Annotated in this window: 15 protein-coding genes; 7 read left to right on the top strand and 8 right to left on the bottom strand. The window is 57.7% G+C overall.

The features are described 5' to 3' along the window. Positions 1 to 12: 12 nt before the first annotated feature. A complete protein-coding gene (locus tag B5E84_RS17010) occupies positions 13 to 1,857 on the bottom strand; it encodes a sigma 54-interacting transcriptional regulator (RefSeq protein WP_162612885.1) in 1,845 nt (614 codons plus the stop codon). A gap of 644 nt (positions 1,858 to 2,501) precedes the next feature. Continuing rightward, a complete protein-coding gene (rd, locus tag B5E84_RS17005) occupies positions 2,502 to 2,660 on the bottom strand; it encodes a rubredoxin (RefSeq protein ID WP_087225057.1) in 159 nt (52 codons plus the stop codon). Between the two features lie 186 nt (positions 2,661 to 2,846). Between rd and B5E84_RS17000 the strand changes: the two genes are divergently transcribed. Further along, positions 2,847 to 3,491 carry a Crp/Fnr family transcriptional regulator gene (locus B5E84_RS17000; RefSeq protein WP_087225054.1) on the top strand — a complete coding sequence of 215 codons (645 nt, stop codon included), beginning with the start codon at positions 2,847 to 2,849 and terminating at the stop codon, positions 3,489 to 3,491. Positions 3,492 to 3,550: 59 nt separating this feature from the next. Here the strand turns inward: B5E84_RS17000 and B5E84_RS16995 are convergent, their stop codons facing one another. Further along, positions 3,551 to 4,840 carry a galactokinase gene (locus B5E84_RS16995; protein WP_087225051.1) on the bottom strand — a complete coding sequence of 430 codons (1,290 nt, stop codon included), beginning with the start codon at positions 4,838 to 4,840 and terminating at the stop codon, positions 3,551 to 3,553. Between the two features lie 312 nt (positions 4,841 to 5,152). Here B5E84_RS16995 and mnmL point away from each other — a divergent pair, with 312 nt between their 5' ends. Further along, the gene (mnmL, locus tag B5E84_RS16990) at positions 5,153 to 6,091 is read left to right on the top strand and encodes a tRNA modification radical SAM protein MnmL/YtqA (protein WP_087225048.1); all 939 of its coding nucleotides are present in this window, start codon (positions 5,153 to 5,155) and stop codon (positions 6,089 to 6,091) included. On the opposite strand, the gene B5E84_RS16985 is transcribed toward mnmL, so the two are convergent. After that, entirely contained in the window at positions 6,078 to 6,917 is an 840-nt protein-coding gene (locus tag B5E84_RS16985) for a DegV family protein (protein WP_087225045.1), read from the bottom strand. The two genes, mnmL and B5E84_RS16985, sit on opposite strands and share 14 nt — an antisense overlap. Positions 6,918 to 7,096: 179 nt before the next feature. Here B5E84_RS16985 and B5E84_RS21250 point away from each other — a divergent pair, with 179 nt between their 5' ends. Beyond that, positions 7,097 to 7,228, top strand: coding sequence for a hypothetical protein (locus B5E84_RS21250; RefSeq protein ID WP_275533085.1), 132 nt, complete (start codon positions 7,097 to 7,099; stop codon positions 7,226 to 7,228). A 152-nt stretch (positions 7,229 to 7,380) separates the two neighbouring features. On the opposite strand, the gene B5E84_RS16980 is transcribed toward B5E84_RS21250, so the two are convergent. The 4 genes from B5E84_RS16980 to B5E84_RS16965 are packed head-to-tail and all read right to left on the bottom strand — an operon-like array spanning position 7,381 to position 12,158. Continuing rightward, positions 7,381 to 8,559, bottom strand: coding sequence for an ABC transporter permease (locus B5E84_RS16980; RefSeq protein WP_087225042.1), 1,179 nt, complete (start codon positions 8,557 to 8,559; stop codon positions 7,381 to 7,383). Continuing rightward, positions 8,543 to 9,250: an ABC transporter ATP-binding protein gene (locus tag B5E84_RS16975; RefSeq protein WP_087225039.1), complete on the bottom strand. Its 708-nt coding sequence runs from the start codon at positions 9,248 to 9,250 to the stop codon at positions 8,543 to 8,545. Before B5E84_RS16975 ends, B5E84_RS16980 begins: the two co-directional genes overlap by 17 nt. Before the next feature lie 11 nt (positions 9,251 to 9,261). Continuing rightward, positions 9,262 to 11,031, bottom strand: coding sequence for an efflux RND transporter periplasmic adaptor subunit (locus B5E84_RS16970; RefSeq protein WP_242963421.1), 1,770 nt, complete (start codon positions 11,029 to 11,031; stop codon positions 9,262 to 9,264). Positions 11,032 to 11,060: 29 nt separating this feature from the next. Next, entirely contained in the window at positions 11,061 to 12,158 is a 1,098-nt protein-coding gene (locus B5E84_RS16965; RefSeq protein WP_087225036.1) for an S-layer homology domain-containing protein, read from the bottom strand. Between the two features lie 438 nt (positions 12,159 to 12,596). On the opposite strand from B5E84_RS16965, the gene B5E84_RS16960 reads away from it, so the two are divergent. From B5E84_RS16960 to B5E84_RS16945, 4 genes are all read left to right on the top strand, one after another. Next, on the top strand, positions 12,597 to 13,271 hold the full coding sequence (locus B5E84_RS16960; protein ID WP_087225033.1) for a response regulator transcription factor: 675 nt from the start codon (positions 12,597 to 12,599) through the stop codon (positions 13,269 to 13,271). After that, positions 13,268 to 14,683, top strand: a complete 1,416-nt coding sequence (locus B5E84_RS16955) for a sensor histidine kinase (RefSeq protein WP_087225030.1) — start codon at positions 13,268 to 13,270, stop codon at positions 14,681 to 14,683. The genes B5E84_RS16960 and B5E84_RS16955 overlap by 4 nt, the downstream gene beginning before the upstream one ends. 149 nt (positions 14,684 to 14,832) lie before the next feature. Then, positions 14,833 to 15,423 carry a TetR-like C-terminal domain-containing protein gene (locus B5E84_RS16950; protein WP_087225112.1) on the top strand — a complete coding sequence of 197 codons (591 nt, stop codon included), beginning with the start codon at positions 14,833 to 14,835 and terminating at the stop codon, positions 15,421 to 15,423. Then, positions 15,420 to 16,211: a class I SAM-dependent methyltransferase gene (locus B5E84_RS16945; protein WP_087225027.1), complete on the top strand. Its 792-nt coding sequence runs from the start codon at positions 15,420 to 15,422 to the stop codon at positions 16,209 to 16,211. The genes B5E84_RS16950 and B5E84_RS16945 overlap by 4 nt, the downstream gene beginning before the upstream one ends. The last annotated feature ends 143 nt before the right edge of the window (positions 16,212 to 16,354 follow it).

Below are 16,354 nucleotides of genomic sequence, written 5' to 3'. Positions count from 1 at the left end.
CGGCGGCCGCCATCACACTCCGTATTTTTCGGAAATTCCGTATTTCTTCATCCTGCGCCACAGGGTGGTCACGCTGATCCCTAAGCTCTGGGCCGCCCTGGCCCGGTTGCCGGCGCATTCTTCCAGCGCTCTGGCGATGGTTTCCGCCTCCGGATCCCGCCAGAGGGCTGGTTTTCTTTCATTTTCCTCTGTCTCCGGCTCCGGATACAGCTCCTCCATCAGCGTTCTCATAAAGCTTTCGTCGATCCGCCTCCGCCTGGAGCCTAACACCAGGCGCTCGCAGAACCGGTCCAGCTGCAATAGGTTCCCCTCCCATGGAAATTGCTCCAGGGCCAGGTATGCCGCCTCGTCCACCTCCATATATTTGGAATACCGCTCCAGGTAGCCGCCCACATAGGCCCTGGCCAGGCGGGAGATCTCCTCCCGATCCTCCCGCAGCGGGGGGATGCGAAGCTCCATGGCCCTAAGCAGATGGTAGAGGTCCCGGCGGAACTGTCCGCGGCTCACCAACGGCTCCAGCTCCTCCTGGGAGGAGGCGATGACCCGCACCGAAAGGTTTCTCCGCACCATGGATTCCCGGTTCCAGTACATCTGCCTGGAAATGGCCGCGAGCAGGAGAAACTGGTTTCCCGGGGAGAGCCGCTCCACCTCCTGGAGAAATACCGTCCCGCAGGAGGCGGCTCCCATAGCCCCTTCCGTCTCCCACTCCTTGTGCCTTAAGTCATATTTTCCGAACAGGACGGCCGCCTGTTCCTCCTCCGGGACGGCGCCGCAGTTTACAGTCACGAAGGGACCGTTTTTCTGGACGCTGTTGTTGTGGATGGCCTCCGCGAACAGCTCCACCTCCGTGCCCGTTTCCCCCCGCAGGAGAATGGGGCTGCGGGAGCAGGCGTAGAGGCGGGCCGTCTGCATACAGCGCCTCATCGCCGGGCCGGTGCGGGCGATCTGGTCAAAATTTCCAACTGCCACGTAGCCGGAGCTCTCCCGGTCCTCCCGCCTCTTTTTCTCCGCCCCATCCTCTGCGCGGACCCGGCGGCAGATGAGCACGGCCCCGTTGATCTCATTTCCCAGCCACAGAGGGGCTCCGGCCACCAGAAGCACCGCCCCGTTTACGTTTACGGAGCCGGCAAAAAGCTCCTGTCCCCCGTTTAAAATCTCCTCAATGCTGTCCCTGTCGATCCCCTGCATTACCTTTTCCACCGGTGTCCCCACTACCTCCGCTGCCTTCTTTCCCAATACTGTCTCGATTACCCGGTTTACCGCCACGATCTCCCGGCGGTTGTTTAAACGGATCACGCCGTTAAAGGACAGATCCAGGATGGCCGTGAGCCGGGCGCTGTTGTTTCGCTCCCGCTCCAGGCTTTCTCCCAGGCGTTCCGCCCCGTCCAGGGCTGCCCGGATGGAATCCGTCCCCGTCTCTATTTGGACCCAGGCGCCGGGGAAACTCTCCTCTGCCGCCTGGATCCGAAATTCATCCTGCTCATCCCCCACATCTAAAGCCAGGCCGTCCGCCCCCTCAAAAGCCGCCTTCCGGATGAGCTTTGGCACTTCCTCCGGACCGCTCGCCCCGTAAAGGCGCAGCCGAAAGCCAAACAGCTCCTCCAGACCTTCCCGGTGGGGAAAGAGGGATTCTGCCCCCACGAAGGCGATCACCGGACGCTCGGTCCCCAGCCGTTCTCTGATCTTCCGCACGGCCAGGCCCAGATCCGCCGTGGAGAAGGGCAGCTCCACCACCGGGAGGATCTCCCGCTCCTTCACGGCCCTCGCCTGAAAGCCCTGGGCCACCAGGACCTGGACGCCATCCGCGGCCACTTCTGCCGCCGCCTCCGCTGCCTCCTCGTCCCTCACGGCCCTCATTACCCGTATCCTCCGCTCCTCCTCCCGAACTACCCGCTCAGCACACTCCAACATATTCTGCCTAGGTAAAAAGATACCGATATTCGCCATGGTCACTTCCTCTATACTCCAAAACATCGCAGCCCTTGGCCGCCATGCTTATCATTTCCCTTTTCCACCCCCACGATTCCCTGCCGCCGGATGTTCGCCGTTCTTCTCTCCGGCTTTCCCGGCGGGGCGGAGATGTAAATTCATTATATAGTTATCTGAATCGTTCAGCCATTGGGCAAAATACAAGTTTTTGAGGGTATATTTTCAGCGAGTTGCCTGGTTTTTCAGGATTAGAATGGTTATTTTCATATTTGTTTCAAAAGTGGGAGTTATTTGAAATGTTTGTTTCGGTAAATGGGAGGATGGGGCGGCGGGGAGGGCAGCCGGTTGTGGGTACGCCGAAAAATCCTGAAATGGCTGTGAAAAGAGTTTGCGCCGCGAACCGCCTTTTCCTATCCCCAGCAGGAATATAAAAAGTGTGCGCTCCCGCCGGAGACGTTTGTGTCACAGGGGACGCCGTTTCATGCTGACACAAAAACGGGGCCAGCCCCTCGCACTCCAGCGGCCGCCCCGTCTCATTTCACAATTTTTTACAAATTTTAAAGATCTTCCCATTACTCCTCAGAGAACTGATCCTTGCCAACGCCGCACAGCGGGCATACCCAATCCTCCGGTACATCCTCCCAGGCCGTTCCTGCTGCTACGCCGTTATCGGGATCGCCGGCCTCCGGATCGTAAATGTAACCGCAAACATCGCAAACATACTTTTTCATTGTATTGATCTCCTTTCCTATTCTTCTTTCTCTCATGAGTATCCGCAGGCATCCTGCGCTCATCGGCGAAACGGTGGTGTTTTTCCCTTTCGCTTATGGGTTCATTGTAGCACAGGAGGAAGGTTTTGTCTGTTGCATTTGCATCATTTTTGTGATAATCTTTTGGGCAATGGGAGGTGAATTTTTATGCGACTTGAGGAAAACCGGCTCTTTGCCGGCATCGCCCCGGAACAGGCGGAGCAGATGCTGCCCTGCCTGGAAGCCAGGCGCCGGGAATATCCGGCGGGACGGACCATGTACTCCTACTCCGACGGCCAGGCGTCCGCCGCCATCCTGCTCTCCGGAAACGCCTCCGTGGTCCGCTACGAGGCGAGCGGCAGCCGCACCATCCTGGAATCCCTGGGAGAAGGGGGGATCTTTGGGGCCGGCCTGGATTTTCACACGGAAAGCCTGGGGGCCGTCCACGTGGTCTGCGACGGCCCCTGCCAGGTGCTGTTTTTAAATTATGAAAAAATGATCCGGCCCTGCCGCTGCGCCTGTCCCCGCCACCTGGACCTGGTGCAGAACATCCTCTCCATCCTTTCCCGGAAATCCAGGCTCTTAAGCGAACGGGTGGAGGTTTTAAGCCAGCGCTCCATCCGGGACAAGCTGATGTGCTACTTCGCCCAGCTCTCCGCCAGGGCCGGTTCCCCTGCCTTCACCCTGCCATTTTCCATGATGGATCTGGCGGACTTCCTCTCCGTCAACCGCAGCGCCATGGTGCGGGAGTTAAAATCCATGCGGGAGGACGGCCTGATCGCCATGACAAAACGGGAGGTCACCCTGCTGTGACCTCCCGCCTTCTGGCGATTGCTGTTTCAAAGACATTCCCTATTCCAAAATCCGTTCTCTCAGCACAGATCGCTGACACAGATGGAGCCGTAGGGCCGGATGCTCATGCGGTACGCCGTCCCCTCTCCCAGGGCCTTTTCTATATAGGCCACGTACTCGTCCACCAGATCGTTTGGCAGCATGGCCATGATTACCCCGGCAAATCCGCCGCCGTGAACGCGGCAGGCCCCTTTTCCCTTCTCCGCGATGAAAAGCTCCGTCAGAGCCAGCGCCACCGAAATTCCCTGCTCCTGATAGCTGGAATTGGTATAGCAGTTCTGAAGCCATTTCCAGGAAGAATTTCCGGAAGCTGTGATATTTTCCAAGAACAGGGCGAAATCCCCCTGCTTTAACGCCGCCACCATGGTCTCCACCCGCTTGTTCTCCTCAAAGAAGTGAAGGGCGCGCATCACGGAGCGGTCTCCGGCGTAGGCTCTCACCTTCGGAAGGTTGTCGATCACTTCCTGTTCGCTGATCTCCGAGCAGGTCTCCTTGCCAAAATACTCCGCCACCTTCTTCATCTCGTTGGGGATGGAGGAATAGTCCGCGCTCAGATCCGCGTGTCCCCGTCCCGTCTGCACGATGATCAGGCTGTGGTTCTGGGAGCTGAAATCAAATTCGATCTTCTCCACCCTGGGATCCGCCGGCTCCATAAAGTCAATGGTGATCAGGCCGCCCACGGCGCAGGCCATCTGATCCAACAGGCCGGACGCCTTGTCCCAGTAGTGGTTTTCCGCGTATTTTCCAATGTGGGCGTAGGCTACCGTGTTCATTCTGCCCTCGTTGAAGAAGGTGTTTAACATGGAACAGAGCAGCATCTCAAACGCTGCGGAGGAGCTGACGCCGGCGGAGCTGATCACGTTGCTGGTGATGTAGGCGTTAAAGCCGCCCACGGCGTAGCCGGACTCCTGGAATCCCTTTAAAAGTCCCTTCACCAGGTCCTCCGTGCCCGCCTTCCTGGGGCTGGGAGCCAGATGATTTAAGTCAATGGTAAATTCCTGGCCGAAGGTGACGCTCACGATGTGCACCTTGTTGGAATGGTTCACCGCCGCCACGCCTACACAGTCTAAGTTGATGCTGCCGGCCAACACTTTGCCGTGGTTGTGATCCGTGTGGTTGCCGCTGATCTCTGTGCGGCCGGGAGAAGAAAAGAGTTTCACGTCCCCGTCGCCAAATTTTTTCCGATAGCCCTCCAGCAGCGTCCCGTAGCGCTCCCGCTGCGCCTCCACCTGTCCGGCCCCATAAAGGGCACAAAACAGCTCCTCTGCCTTCGCTCCGTTCAATAATTCCATCGTCTGATCTACATTCATGGCCTCTCTCTCCTTTTTCTCCGCACTCGGTTTCCCTCTGCCAGGATTCCGGTTATTTAAACTATATCACAGGGCCTATGGAGGAACAATAGAATTTTTTATGAAAGACGCTCAAAAATATTCGCAAAAAATATTCCCTCCCCCTTTAACCCCCAGTCTCTCCCGCCTCTGACAAACCGGAATGTCTTCCAGCGCCCCCTTTCTTCTGAAAAATCCCGCCTTCCGCTTGCGCCCGCCCCCCATTTCCGCTATGCTAAAAGGCAGAACCGGCGGACCATCGCTTTAACGGGCCGCGGCGGAAAGGAGACGACTATGACAGACTGGAACGGAAAGCCCTACCACTCCCTGGACTTTCATTTAAAAGAAACCTTCGGAAAGAAGGTGTACAAGCTGGCCCTAGACGGGGGCATGACCTGTCCCAACCGGGACGGGACCCTGGGTACGGGGGGCTGCATTTTCTGCAGCGAGGGCGGCTCCGGGGACTTTGCCGCCTCCCGCCGCCCCTCCGTCCGGGAGCAGATCGAGGACGCAAAAGAAAAACTGGCAAAAAAATTAGGAGACCGGGACGTCTCCTACATCGCCTATTTTCAGTCCTACACCAACACCTACGCCCCTCTTTTCTACCTGGAGGAGCTGTTTTCCTCCGCCCTGGACTGCCCGGAGGTGGCGGCCCTGTCCATTGCCACCAGGCCGGACTGCCTGCCGGAAGATGTCCTGGGGCTTTTAACCCGGTTAAACCGCCGCAAGCCGGTGTGGGTGGAGCTGGGACTGCAGACCATCCATCCGGAGACGGCCCGTTTCATCCGCCGCGGATACCCACTGGAAACCTTCTCAGACGCCTTCCGGCGCCTGAAAGCCGCCGGGATCCCGGTCATCGTCCATGTGATCCTGGGCCTGCCGGGAGAGACCAGGGAAATGATGCTGGAGACCGTGAAATTCCTGGGAGACCTGGGGATAGACGGCATCAAGCTCCAGCTGCTCCATGTCCTCTCCGGCACCGATCTGGGGGAGCTCTACCTGCGGGAGCCCTTTCCGGTGATGGCACTGGAGGAGTACCTGGATCTGGTCATCGACTGCATTGCCCTTCTGCCGCCGGAGGTGGTGATCCACCGCATCACCGGAGACGGGCCGAAACGCCTTCTCATCGCCCCTCTCTGGAGCGCAAACAAGCGCCTGGTCCTCAATTCACTGACCAGGCGCCTGAAGGAACGGGGCGTATACCAGGGCTGCGCCCGCGTCAAAGAGCGATGATAATCCCGCCGTCGTTGGCGTAAACGGTGGCTACCCCGGCGGTCTCCGTGATCACCACGTCCCGGAACTGGGCCCGCTCGCACATGGTACGGCGCACCAGCTCCGCCCGCTGCGGATTGTTGCAGTGAGCGATGACGAGACGTTTTCCGGAGGTATCTCCCGCCTCCTTGAGAGCGATGTCACACATCCGGCTTAACGCCTTGTTGACGCCTCTGGCCTGATCCAGCTTGATGATCACGCCCTCGTCCGCCCCCATCACCGGCTTGATATTGAGAGCGGTGGCAAAAAAGGCCTGCAGGCCTGTGAGCCTTCCGTTTTTCCTCAGGGTGTCCAGGGACTCCAGCACAAAGTACGTCTTCATCTTCAGGCGGTAGTCCATCACCCGCTCTACGATCTCGTCAAAGGGAACCCCCGCCTCGCACAGCTCCTGGAGAAAGAGGGCAATGTTTAACTGGCCCGGCGACGCGGAATGGGAGCCCACCACAAAGATATTTTTGTCTGTTCCGTGCTCCTCCTCATAGAGCTGCTTTCCCAGCACCGCGCTGCCGTAGGTCCCGCTCAAATGCTCCGAGAGGGTCACCACAAAAATATTTTCGGCGCTGCACTCATACGCCTTTTTAAAGGCCTCCGGGGACGGGCAGGCCGTCTTGGGACACTCGGGACAGGCCTTTACCAGCTCCAGGAAGGATTTCTGGTCAAAGGTCTCGTCGTCCACCACCTGGGTGTCTCCCACCTGCAGGGTCAGCGGGATGATCTGAAAATGGGGATCCTGTTTCTGTTTTTCTGTCAGATCCGTACAGCTGTCGCCAATAATCTTGTAGCTCATCATATGCCTCCACGCTTTCATTATAAGATGTAGTATTGATTACTACTTATTATAGCATCCCCTCTGCACTTTTTCAACTTATCCGGCGTTTTTTCTAAAATTCCCCTGTACTCTCAACTCCTTTTGTGCTATAAATAAGAATAGAGGCGTCCGGCGGCGCGGAAAGGTTCGGTGGCAATATGGATTTGAGCTTTATTATGGTGTTTTTCGCCCTGATCATCCTGCTGGTGCTCATTGTGGCCGTAGTGACGGTGAGCACGGTGACGGGAAATATGGGAGCGATCATGGACGACGAGGACGGGGAAGACTGATTTCCCCCGGCCCGGCGGCGGAACAAGAAAAAAGGAACATCCAGCGTATCATCACGGCTGGATGCTCCTTTTTTGTTTATGTTCCCTTTTTATTTTCCTTTTTTATCCCGATGCCAGCCGGCTTTGTCCCGATTCCGGCAGGCTTTTCCCGTTTACTCGCTGCGCAGGGCGTCGATGGGATTCAGTTTCGCTGCCCGGCTGGCCGGCATATAGCCAAAGAGCAGCCCGATCCCCACGGAAACGCTGAAGGAGATGAGGATGGCCCCAAAGGTGGGCGGCGAGTCGATGCCCATGGCGTTTCCGATGACCACCGTGGCCACCGAGCCTAAGAGAATCCCGATCACTCCGCCGATGGAGCTGGTCATGGCCGCCTCGATCACAAACTGCTGCATGATGACGCCCCGTTTCGCCCCCAGGGCCTTGCGGATGCCGATTTCCCTGGTGCGCTCCGTCACCGACACCAGCATGATGTTCATAACGCCCACTCCGGCCACTAACAGGGAGATCCCGGCAATACCGCCTAACATTCCCGACATCATGGCGATCTGCTCATTTAAGGAGTCCAACATCTCGCTGTTGGCGTTTACATTGTACAGGTCGTCGTTTTGGAAGGTCTCGTAGAGGAAACTTTCCAGGGCGGATTTGCAGGCGTCTGTGTCGTCCACGGACTTGGAGGTGAAAATATAGCTGCCGATGGAGCCGTTTCTGGAAAGCTTGGTGGCGGTGGAATAGGGGATCCAGACGAAGTCGTCGCTGCCGCCCTCGTCTAAGTCCTCGTCGTCCTGCCGCTCCACCACTCCCACGATCTTGTAGGCCTCCCCGCTGATCTTCAGCGTCTGATCCAGGGCGTTCTCCGCACTGCCAAACAGCTCGTGGGCCACATAGTAGCCCACCACGCACACCTTCTGCCGGGAGACGATGTCGGAATACTGGATGTTTCGCCCCGTTTCCAGCTCATAGTCCTTGATGGCCAGGTAATCCTCGCTGTAGCCGCCCACGTTGGTGGCGTCTAAGGAGTCATTTCCGTGTTTTACCACCGTGGAAATGGTCACCACCGGCGTCATCTGGGCGAACAGATCCCCATTTTCCTCATAAAACTCATAAGTGTCGTTTACGTCCAGAGAACGGGATGGCAGGTTGATCACATTCACCGAGATCTGGTTCACGCCCATGCTGGCGAAACTGTCCACCACGGAAGACATATAGCCGTTTACAATGCTCACCAGGATGATCACCGACGCCACGCCGATGATAATGCCAAGCATGGTGAGAAAGGATCGCATCTTGTTTCCCAGGATGCTCTTGATTGCCATTTTAAATGATTGCAGCATAGTCCTCCACTTCCCCGTCAAAATTGATCTTTCCGTCGTAGATGCGCACCACCCGTTTCGCCTCCACGGCGATGGAATTGTCGTGGGTGATCATCACGATGGTGTTGCCCTCCTGGTTGAGCTGTTTTAAGAAATCCAGCACCTCCCTGCTGGTCCTGGAATCCAGGGCGCCGGTGGGCTCGTCGGCTAAAATCAGAGAGGGGTCCCCCGCCAGGGCGCGGGCGATGGACACCCGCTGCTGCTGGCCGCCGGAGAGCTGGTTCGGCATATTCCTCCACTTTTCCTTAAGGCCCACCCTCTCCAGGGATTTCATGGCCCGCTCCTGCCGCTCCTCCCGGCCCACACCGGCGTAGAGGAGGGGCAGCTCCACGTTTTCCAGAAGGTTCAGCTTCGGCAGCAGGTTGTACTGCTGGAAAATGAACCCGATCATCCGGTTGCGGATGGCGGCCAGCTGGTCGTCAGACATATCGCTTACGTCCTCCCCGCCCAGGTAGTAGGAGCCGTCCGTGGGGACGTCCAGGGCCCCGATGATATTCATCAGGGTGGACTTCCCGCTGCCGGACTTTCCCACAATGGCCACGAATTCTCCCTTGTAGATGGTGAGGGTGATGCCGTCGTTGGCCCGCACCTCCTCGTCTCCCATCTGATAAATCTTATAAATGTCTTTTAATTCAATGAGTGCTTCTCCCATGACGGCACCTCCTATCTTCTGGGGCCGCCGCCACCGCCGGGAGCGCCGCCCATACCGCCGCCGGGGGCACCTCCCATACCGCCCATGCCGCCCATGGGCATCATGGTATTGCCTTCGCTGACGGTGGATTCATCCACGTAGACCTCGTCGCCCTCGGAGAGGCCGCTCACGATCTCCACATACTGGTCGCTGATGAGGCCCGTTTCCACCTCCACGCTCTTAAATCCGGCGGGAACTCCCGGCTCCTCCGCCGCGGAGGCGTCCTTTACGTACACCCGGTTGCCCCGCATCAGGGAGTCTGCCGGGATGGCCAGTACGTCCTCCGCCTCGTCTAAGAGGATGGTGCCGGTGACGTTCATACCGGGGATCAGCTCCCCCGCGTCGTCTAAGGTCACGGTTACGGGGTAGTTGGTGACGCCGTTGGAGTAGGAGCCGTTGATGCTTACATTGGTCACCGTGCCGGTGAAAGTCTCGTTTTCAAAGGCGTCCGCCACGATTTCCACCTTCTGTCCCACCTCCACGCTCTTAATATCCATCTCGTCGATGGACATCTCAAAGGTCAGGGCAGACAGGTCGTAGATCACCGCCAGGGTGGCCTCTGAGTTGGAATCCCGGCTGATGGTCTCTCCCGCGTTCACATTCTTCGTGATCACCTGGCCGGAAATGGGGGCGGTGATGGTGTAGTTGTCGTAGTTGTCCTGGGTGGTCTCAATGCTGTTTTCCGCGTTCTCCACCTGCTGCTGGGCAGAATCCAGGCTGCTCTCGTAGTTTCTCATCAGCTTATCCGCAGAGCTGGCGGTCATGCGAAACAGGGGCGTTCCCACGGTCACGTAATCCCCCTCCGCCACCAGAAGGGCCTCGATCTCCACGGAGGAATTTAAATCCTCCGCCGACATGGTGGTCTCCACCGACGGCTCAAAGGTGCCCTCCTCGCTGCAGGTGAGATCTCCCACGGTCACCACGGCGGTGTGGGCGGTGGTGAGTCCTCCTGGATTGACCGCCTCCACGTGGACGTAGCGCACAATGCGGCCGCCGGTGATGGTCTCATCCATGTTGGAGACGGAGGTGACGGTGCCGGTGAGCATTTCCCCGGTGTCTGTCAGGGTGATGGCACACTCCGAGCCGGGGGCGATGGCCTGGGCGTCTCCGGCTAAAAACGGCACCTTCAGTTTCATCACCTTGTCGTCGTAGACATCCGCCACCGTGGTCTGGCCGCTCACCCGGTCTCCCGCCTGGATGTAGAGGTTTTTGATGTAGCCCGTTCTGGTGGACTTGTAGGTGTTCCCAGAAAAGAGGGACTGGGCCTCATTGTAGTCCGCCAGGGCGTCCTGGTAGTCCTCTCTGGCCCGTTCCAGGCTGTTGCTTGCGGAATTTAACTGGGATTCCATGGAGGAGCTGTCGATCTGGTAGAGCACCTGGCCCTCCGTCACCTGATCCCCCTCCTCAAAATCCGCCGTCAGCACCTCGCCCTCCACCAGGGAAGTGATGCTGTAGGAATCCTTGGCCTCCAGGCTGCCGGAGGCGGATAAGGTGGAGGTAATGGTCTGGCGTTGCACCATGGCCGTCTTCTGCTCCGCGGCCGCGCCGCTGCCTGCCGTCTGCTTTCTCTGCAGCAGAAACGCCAGCGCCACAATTCCCGCCGCCACCGCCACTCCGGCAACGATGAGCACCTTTTTTCTCCCCTTCTTCTTTCCTTTTTTCTTTTCCGGATTCTGATGTTCCGTCTGTTCCCCACGCGGTTCCGGGGTTTTCTTAAAAAACATGATTTTTTTCATATCCATAATCTATGCGCTCCCTGTTTCGATTTCCATCAGTCCACATCGCCGTCCACGTAATCCACCACCGTGTAGGTCTCCTCGTCATTTCCGCTGGTGGAAATGGTGTAGATGAGGGTGATCCGGTCTCCCACCTCGATGGAGCCGTACATGGAGAAGGCGAACTGCATTTCCGAGGTGGAAAGCAGGAACCGGTCCCCGTTGTCTAACTCCACCTCCGTGGGGGTCATCACGTCGGAGGAATTGTAGTAAATGTGGGTGATATAGCCGTTTGCCACGTTCCGGTCGGACTCCCCGTCCGCCATCTCGCTGTAGGCCCAGACCGTCTTGGAGCTGGGATTATAATAGATCACCAGGTATCCGGTGTTTAAATAGGATTTAAAGGTCTCCATCTCCACCCCGTAGCCGTTTACGAAGAAGTTGGCGTCGCTCATGCCGAAGGGCATATCCTCCACGAAACGGCTCCAGTCGGTGACCACCTTCGGCCCCTTTAAGCTGTAGTCCGCCATGGCCAGAGGGTTAATCTCCCCGTCGGAGGTGAGCTCGCAGCCCAGCACCTGGCCATAGATGCCGTTTCCGTTTTTCGGCTGGGTCTTTAAGAGGTTGTAAAAGAGGTTGATGCAGTCCTCCTTTGTCAGGGTGTCCGCGGCGCTTTTCCCGATGTCGTCGTTTAAATCCAGGTATTCAAACATACTCATGCGGCCGCCGATCTGATCGCCGGTGAAGTCCTCGTTGGTGTAGCCTAAGAGGGCCAGTACCCCTCTGGCCGCCTCCTGCAGGGTGATGTACTGGTCTGGGCGGAACACGCCCCCCAGATAGCCTGTCATCCACTCATTGTTAGCGGCAATGCGCACGTAGGAGGCGTACTGGTTCTCCTTGGGCACGTCTGAAAATACTGACACCGTGCTGTGGTTAGAGGTGGTGTTGCGGTACTCCGAGGCGTTCACCAGCATTTCCGCAAACTGTGCCCTGGTCACATTGCTGTATACGTCGGTGATCCCCATGATGCCGGAGATTCCGATCACTTTCTTCCTCAACTCAAAATTAGTGGACGCCTCCGCCTCCATAGGCATCGCCACCGCCGTTACCGCTGAAACGGCTGCCAGGGAAAGCGCCGCGATCTGTCTTTTCATATGATTACTGCTCCTCTCGTTCACAGATTTCCTTGATACCGGGGTCAAAAGGTTGGAAATCCGATGCAAGCTTACTTGCAAGAGGATTTTTGACCTTGGAACCCGCCAAAAACATGAATAAGCAACCATTTTTCGTAGAAAAATGAGCGGATTATGAATGTTTCCTAGGATTGCGGGAGCACGTAGTGCGAAACAATCCGGTATCAAAGGGGGCAGAATCCCTTTTGACCCCAACATCATTTCCGTTCATAACTCCTGTTCTCGGAACCAATATAGTTTTCCAAGCTGAAAGGAACCTGAAATTCACAAAAAGTTCAGATTTCAGGTTCCTTTCAGCGTGTTATATTATAGTAAGGACAACTATGAAACAAGAGGCCTCTGTGCATACAGGCCTTACACATACGATCCGCCGTCCGCGGCGGGGAAACGGAGAATGCGATGAGAATTTTGATTGTGGAGGATGAAAAACGGCTGGCCCTCACCCTGAAGGATCTCTTGGGCCAGTCCGGCTACCAGGCGGATCTGGCGTTTAATGGAAACGACGGCCTGGAGCTGGCAAAAAGCGGCATCTATGACGGGGTGATCCTGGACGTGATGCTGCCCCAGATGAACGGTTTTCAGGTGCTGCGGTCCCTGCGGGCCGGCGGAAGCATGGTGCCGGTGCTCATGCTCACCGCCCGGGGAGAGCTGGCCGACCGGGTCCAGGGGCTGGACTCCGGGGCGGACTACTACCTGACCAAACCCTTTGAAAACCAGGAGCTTTTGGCCTGCCTGCGCACCATTCTGCGCCGCCAGCCTGCCATCGTGCCGGAGCTTTTGACCTTCGGCGACCTGACCTTAAATCCCGCCTCCTCTCAGCTCTCCCGGGGCGAAAAAAACGTAACCTTAAGCTCCAAGGAGCTGGAAATGCTCACCATCCTGTTTAAAAACGCAGGCTGCTTTATCCCCAAGGAGACCCTGCTTTTAAAAATCTGGGGCTACGATTCCAGCGTAAACGCCAACAGCGTGGAGGCCTACGTCTCCTTTATCCGCAAAAAGCTGGCCCTGCTCCAGTCCTCCGTGACGGTTCGGGTGGCGCGCAACATTGGCTACACCCTGGAGGACGGCAGATGATCCGGCGGCTGCGGTGGAAGTTCGTGGCGATCCTCACCGCCACGGCTGCCGTATTCTTGGGGATTATCTTTACCACCCTGTATTTCTCCACCAAAGCGAACTTTGAGCACCAGAGCATGGGGATTTTGCAGATGGAGCTGAAGGACAGCTATACGCCCTTTGCCGGAGGCGGGCGTAGGACAGACAGGGAGCGGCCAGAAGAACGGGAGGCGGATTTCCCGGCGGAAAACGAAACAAACGAATTGGGCGAAGGAACCGGGGAAAATGGGGAAAACAGCCTGGAACCGGGGAATCTGGAAAACAAACCGGCCGCCGGTGCCGCGCCGGAAACCTCCAGGCGCCAGGAGACGGAAACCCAGTCCCCTCCCGACCGCCATTTCCCCATTCTCGTAGTGGAAAAGCGGTCCGACGGGACGGTTCAGACTGTGGAAAACCGCATTTTCCACCTGGAGGAGGCGGACATTTCCTCCCTCACCAGCCTGGCGGACGCCATGCCGGAAGATCTGGGAATCTTAAAGGAGTTAAACCTGCGCTGTCTCCGGGGGCCCACAGGGCCGGACGGGACGACGCGCTACGTGTTCGCCGACATTTACCAGGAGCAGTACGCCCTGCGGAGCCAGGTTTTCCACTCCGCCGTCATCGGCGTCCTCTCCCTGGCTGCCTTTTTCGCCTTCTCCATCCTCCTGTCCCGGTGGATCACCAGGCCCATCGACCAGGCCTGGAAAATGGAGCAGCAGTTTGTGTCTGACGCCTCCCATGAGCTGAAGACCCCCCTCACCGTGATCCTCTCCAACATCAGCCTCCTTAAGCAGTCCCCTCACATCCAGGACGGGAACGACCGGCGGCGGATTGACCACATCCACTCCGAGGCAGGGAGGATGAAACAGCTGACGGAAGGGCTTTTGCAGCTGGCCCGCAGCGACTACCAGGGACGGCCGGCGCCGTCCTCCCTCACTCCCGTGGATTTCAGCTACCTGGCGGAGAGCTGTATTTCCACCTTTGAGCCCCTGGCCTTCGAGATGGGGAAATCCATTTCCGGGGCCATTGAGCCGGACATCACCGTAAAGGGGGACGAGGGAAAGCTGCGGCAGCTCCTTTCCATCCTTCTGGACAACGGCTGCAAGTACAGCGCCGAAGGCACCTCCATTGAGGCCTGCCTGAAACGGGAGGGCTCCGAGGCGGTGCTCACGGTGGCCAACGAGGGAACGCCCCTGGCCCCGGAGGAGCTGGGCCAGCTATTCCACCGGTTCTACCGGGCGGACCCCTCCCGGGGCTCCGTGACCGGCTTTGGCCTGGGCCTCTCCATCGCCCAGTGCATCACCGCCGAACACGGCGGAAAAATAAGCGCCTCCACCGACGGCGTGAAACGGAACTTTTTTACGGTGCGGCTGCCCTTGAAGAAGGAAGGGTGACGGAGTGGGAGGAAAACGCCCTGGCGGAGATGGCGCCGGGGCGTTTCCCTCTTGACAACTGTTTCTTATTGTGCAACAATAGTTACATAACATTTGTAATATATCATCCCCTTTTATTTTCCACCATCCCCCCGGAAAGGAGCCCCACAATGCCGCCCACCCCAAAAATCACCAAAGACATGATCCTAAACGCCGTCCTGGACATCACCAGGGAAAGGGGCTTTGATGCCGTTAACGCCCGCAGCATCGCCAGCCGGCTTTCCTGCTCCACCCGCCCCATTTTTACCTGCTATGAGGGCATGAACGGGCTGAAACGGGAGTTTTTAGACTTTGCCTTCACCTTTTACAGCGCTTACGCGGAAAGGTATGGCCGCCGGGCCGCCGTTTCCCCCGCGCTGTACTTCCCTCTCTCCTACATTCAGTTTGCCAGAGAGGAAACCCATCTGTTCCGGCTGCTGTTTCTAAGTGACATGGATCTGGATATGAAGGCCCCCGGCGACTTTTACCGGGAGCCGGAAAATGAGAAAAAAGCGGTGGAATTTGCCAGGCAGACCGGCCTCGAACCGGAACAGGGAAAGGCCGTTTTTCTGGACCTGTTCCTCTACGCCCACGGTATGGCCGTCCTCGCATCCACGGGAAAGCTGTCCCTGGACGAGGCCTGCGCCAAAGCCATGATCGAACATCTCCTGTCCGCCCTGATCCGCCAGGCCAGACAGGAGGAACCAGGAGGTGCCCTATGAATCCCGATTCCTATCTCATCCACCACTACAGCCACTACGACGAAGACCAAAGACTGGCCTCCCGCCACGGCTCCGTGGAGTTTTTGACTACCATGCGCTATATTGAGAAATACTTAAAACCGGGAGACCGGATCCTGGAAATCGGCGCCGGCACCGGGCGCTACTCCCACGCCCTGGCTCGCCGCGGCTACGAGGTACAGGCGGTGGAGCTGGTGGAGCACAACATCGACATCTTCCGGAAACACACGCTGCCTGGGGAACCGGTGACCGTCACCCAGGGGAATGCCCTGGATCTCTCCGATTTTCCCGATGACGCCTACGACATCACCCTGCTTTTGGGGCCGCTGTACCATCTGTACGAACCGGCCCACAAGCGGCAGGCCATCCGGGAGGCCATCCGCGTCACCAGGCCTGGGGGCATCCTTTTTGCCGCCTACGTCATCTCCGATGGCTGCCTGTTAGACGAGGGATTCCACCGGGGCAACATCGACGTGGCCGAGTACGTGAAAACGGGGCTGCTGGACGGCCGCACCTTTGCCGCCTCCTCCCAGCCAAAGGATCTGTTTGAACTGGTGCGGAAAGAGGACATCGACCAGCTGATGGACGTTTTCCCGGTCACCCGCCTGCACTACGTGGCCTCCGACGGCTGCGCCCTCTTTATGCGGGAGGCGGTGGACCGGATGGACGGCGAAACCTTCCAGTTATATCTGGATTACCACTTCGCCACCTGCGAGCGGCCCGATCTGGCAGGCGTCACCAGCCATGCCCTGGACATTTTCCGGAAATGATGTTCCGGTTTCCTGCCGTGGTATCCACGACAAACGCACGAATGAACAAATTATGAACATCCGTCTTTTTTCTGGTATACTAAAAGAAAAAAGGATGGGATGTTATGAAAGAAGTGTTAGATTTTGTAAGTACGGTGACGGAT

It is taken from the genome of Lachnoclostridium sp. An14 (genome assembly GCF_002160755.1).
Classification (GTDB): domain Bacteria; phylum Bacillota; class Clostridia; order Lachnospirales; family Lachnospiraceae; genus Lachnoclostridium_A.
Note: the sequence above shows the minus strand (reverse complement) of the source record. Positions and strands in the feature narration are given on the sequence as shown.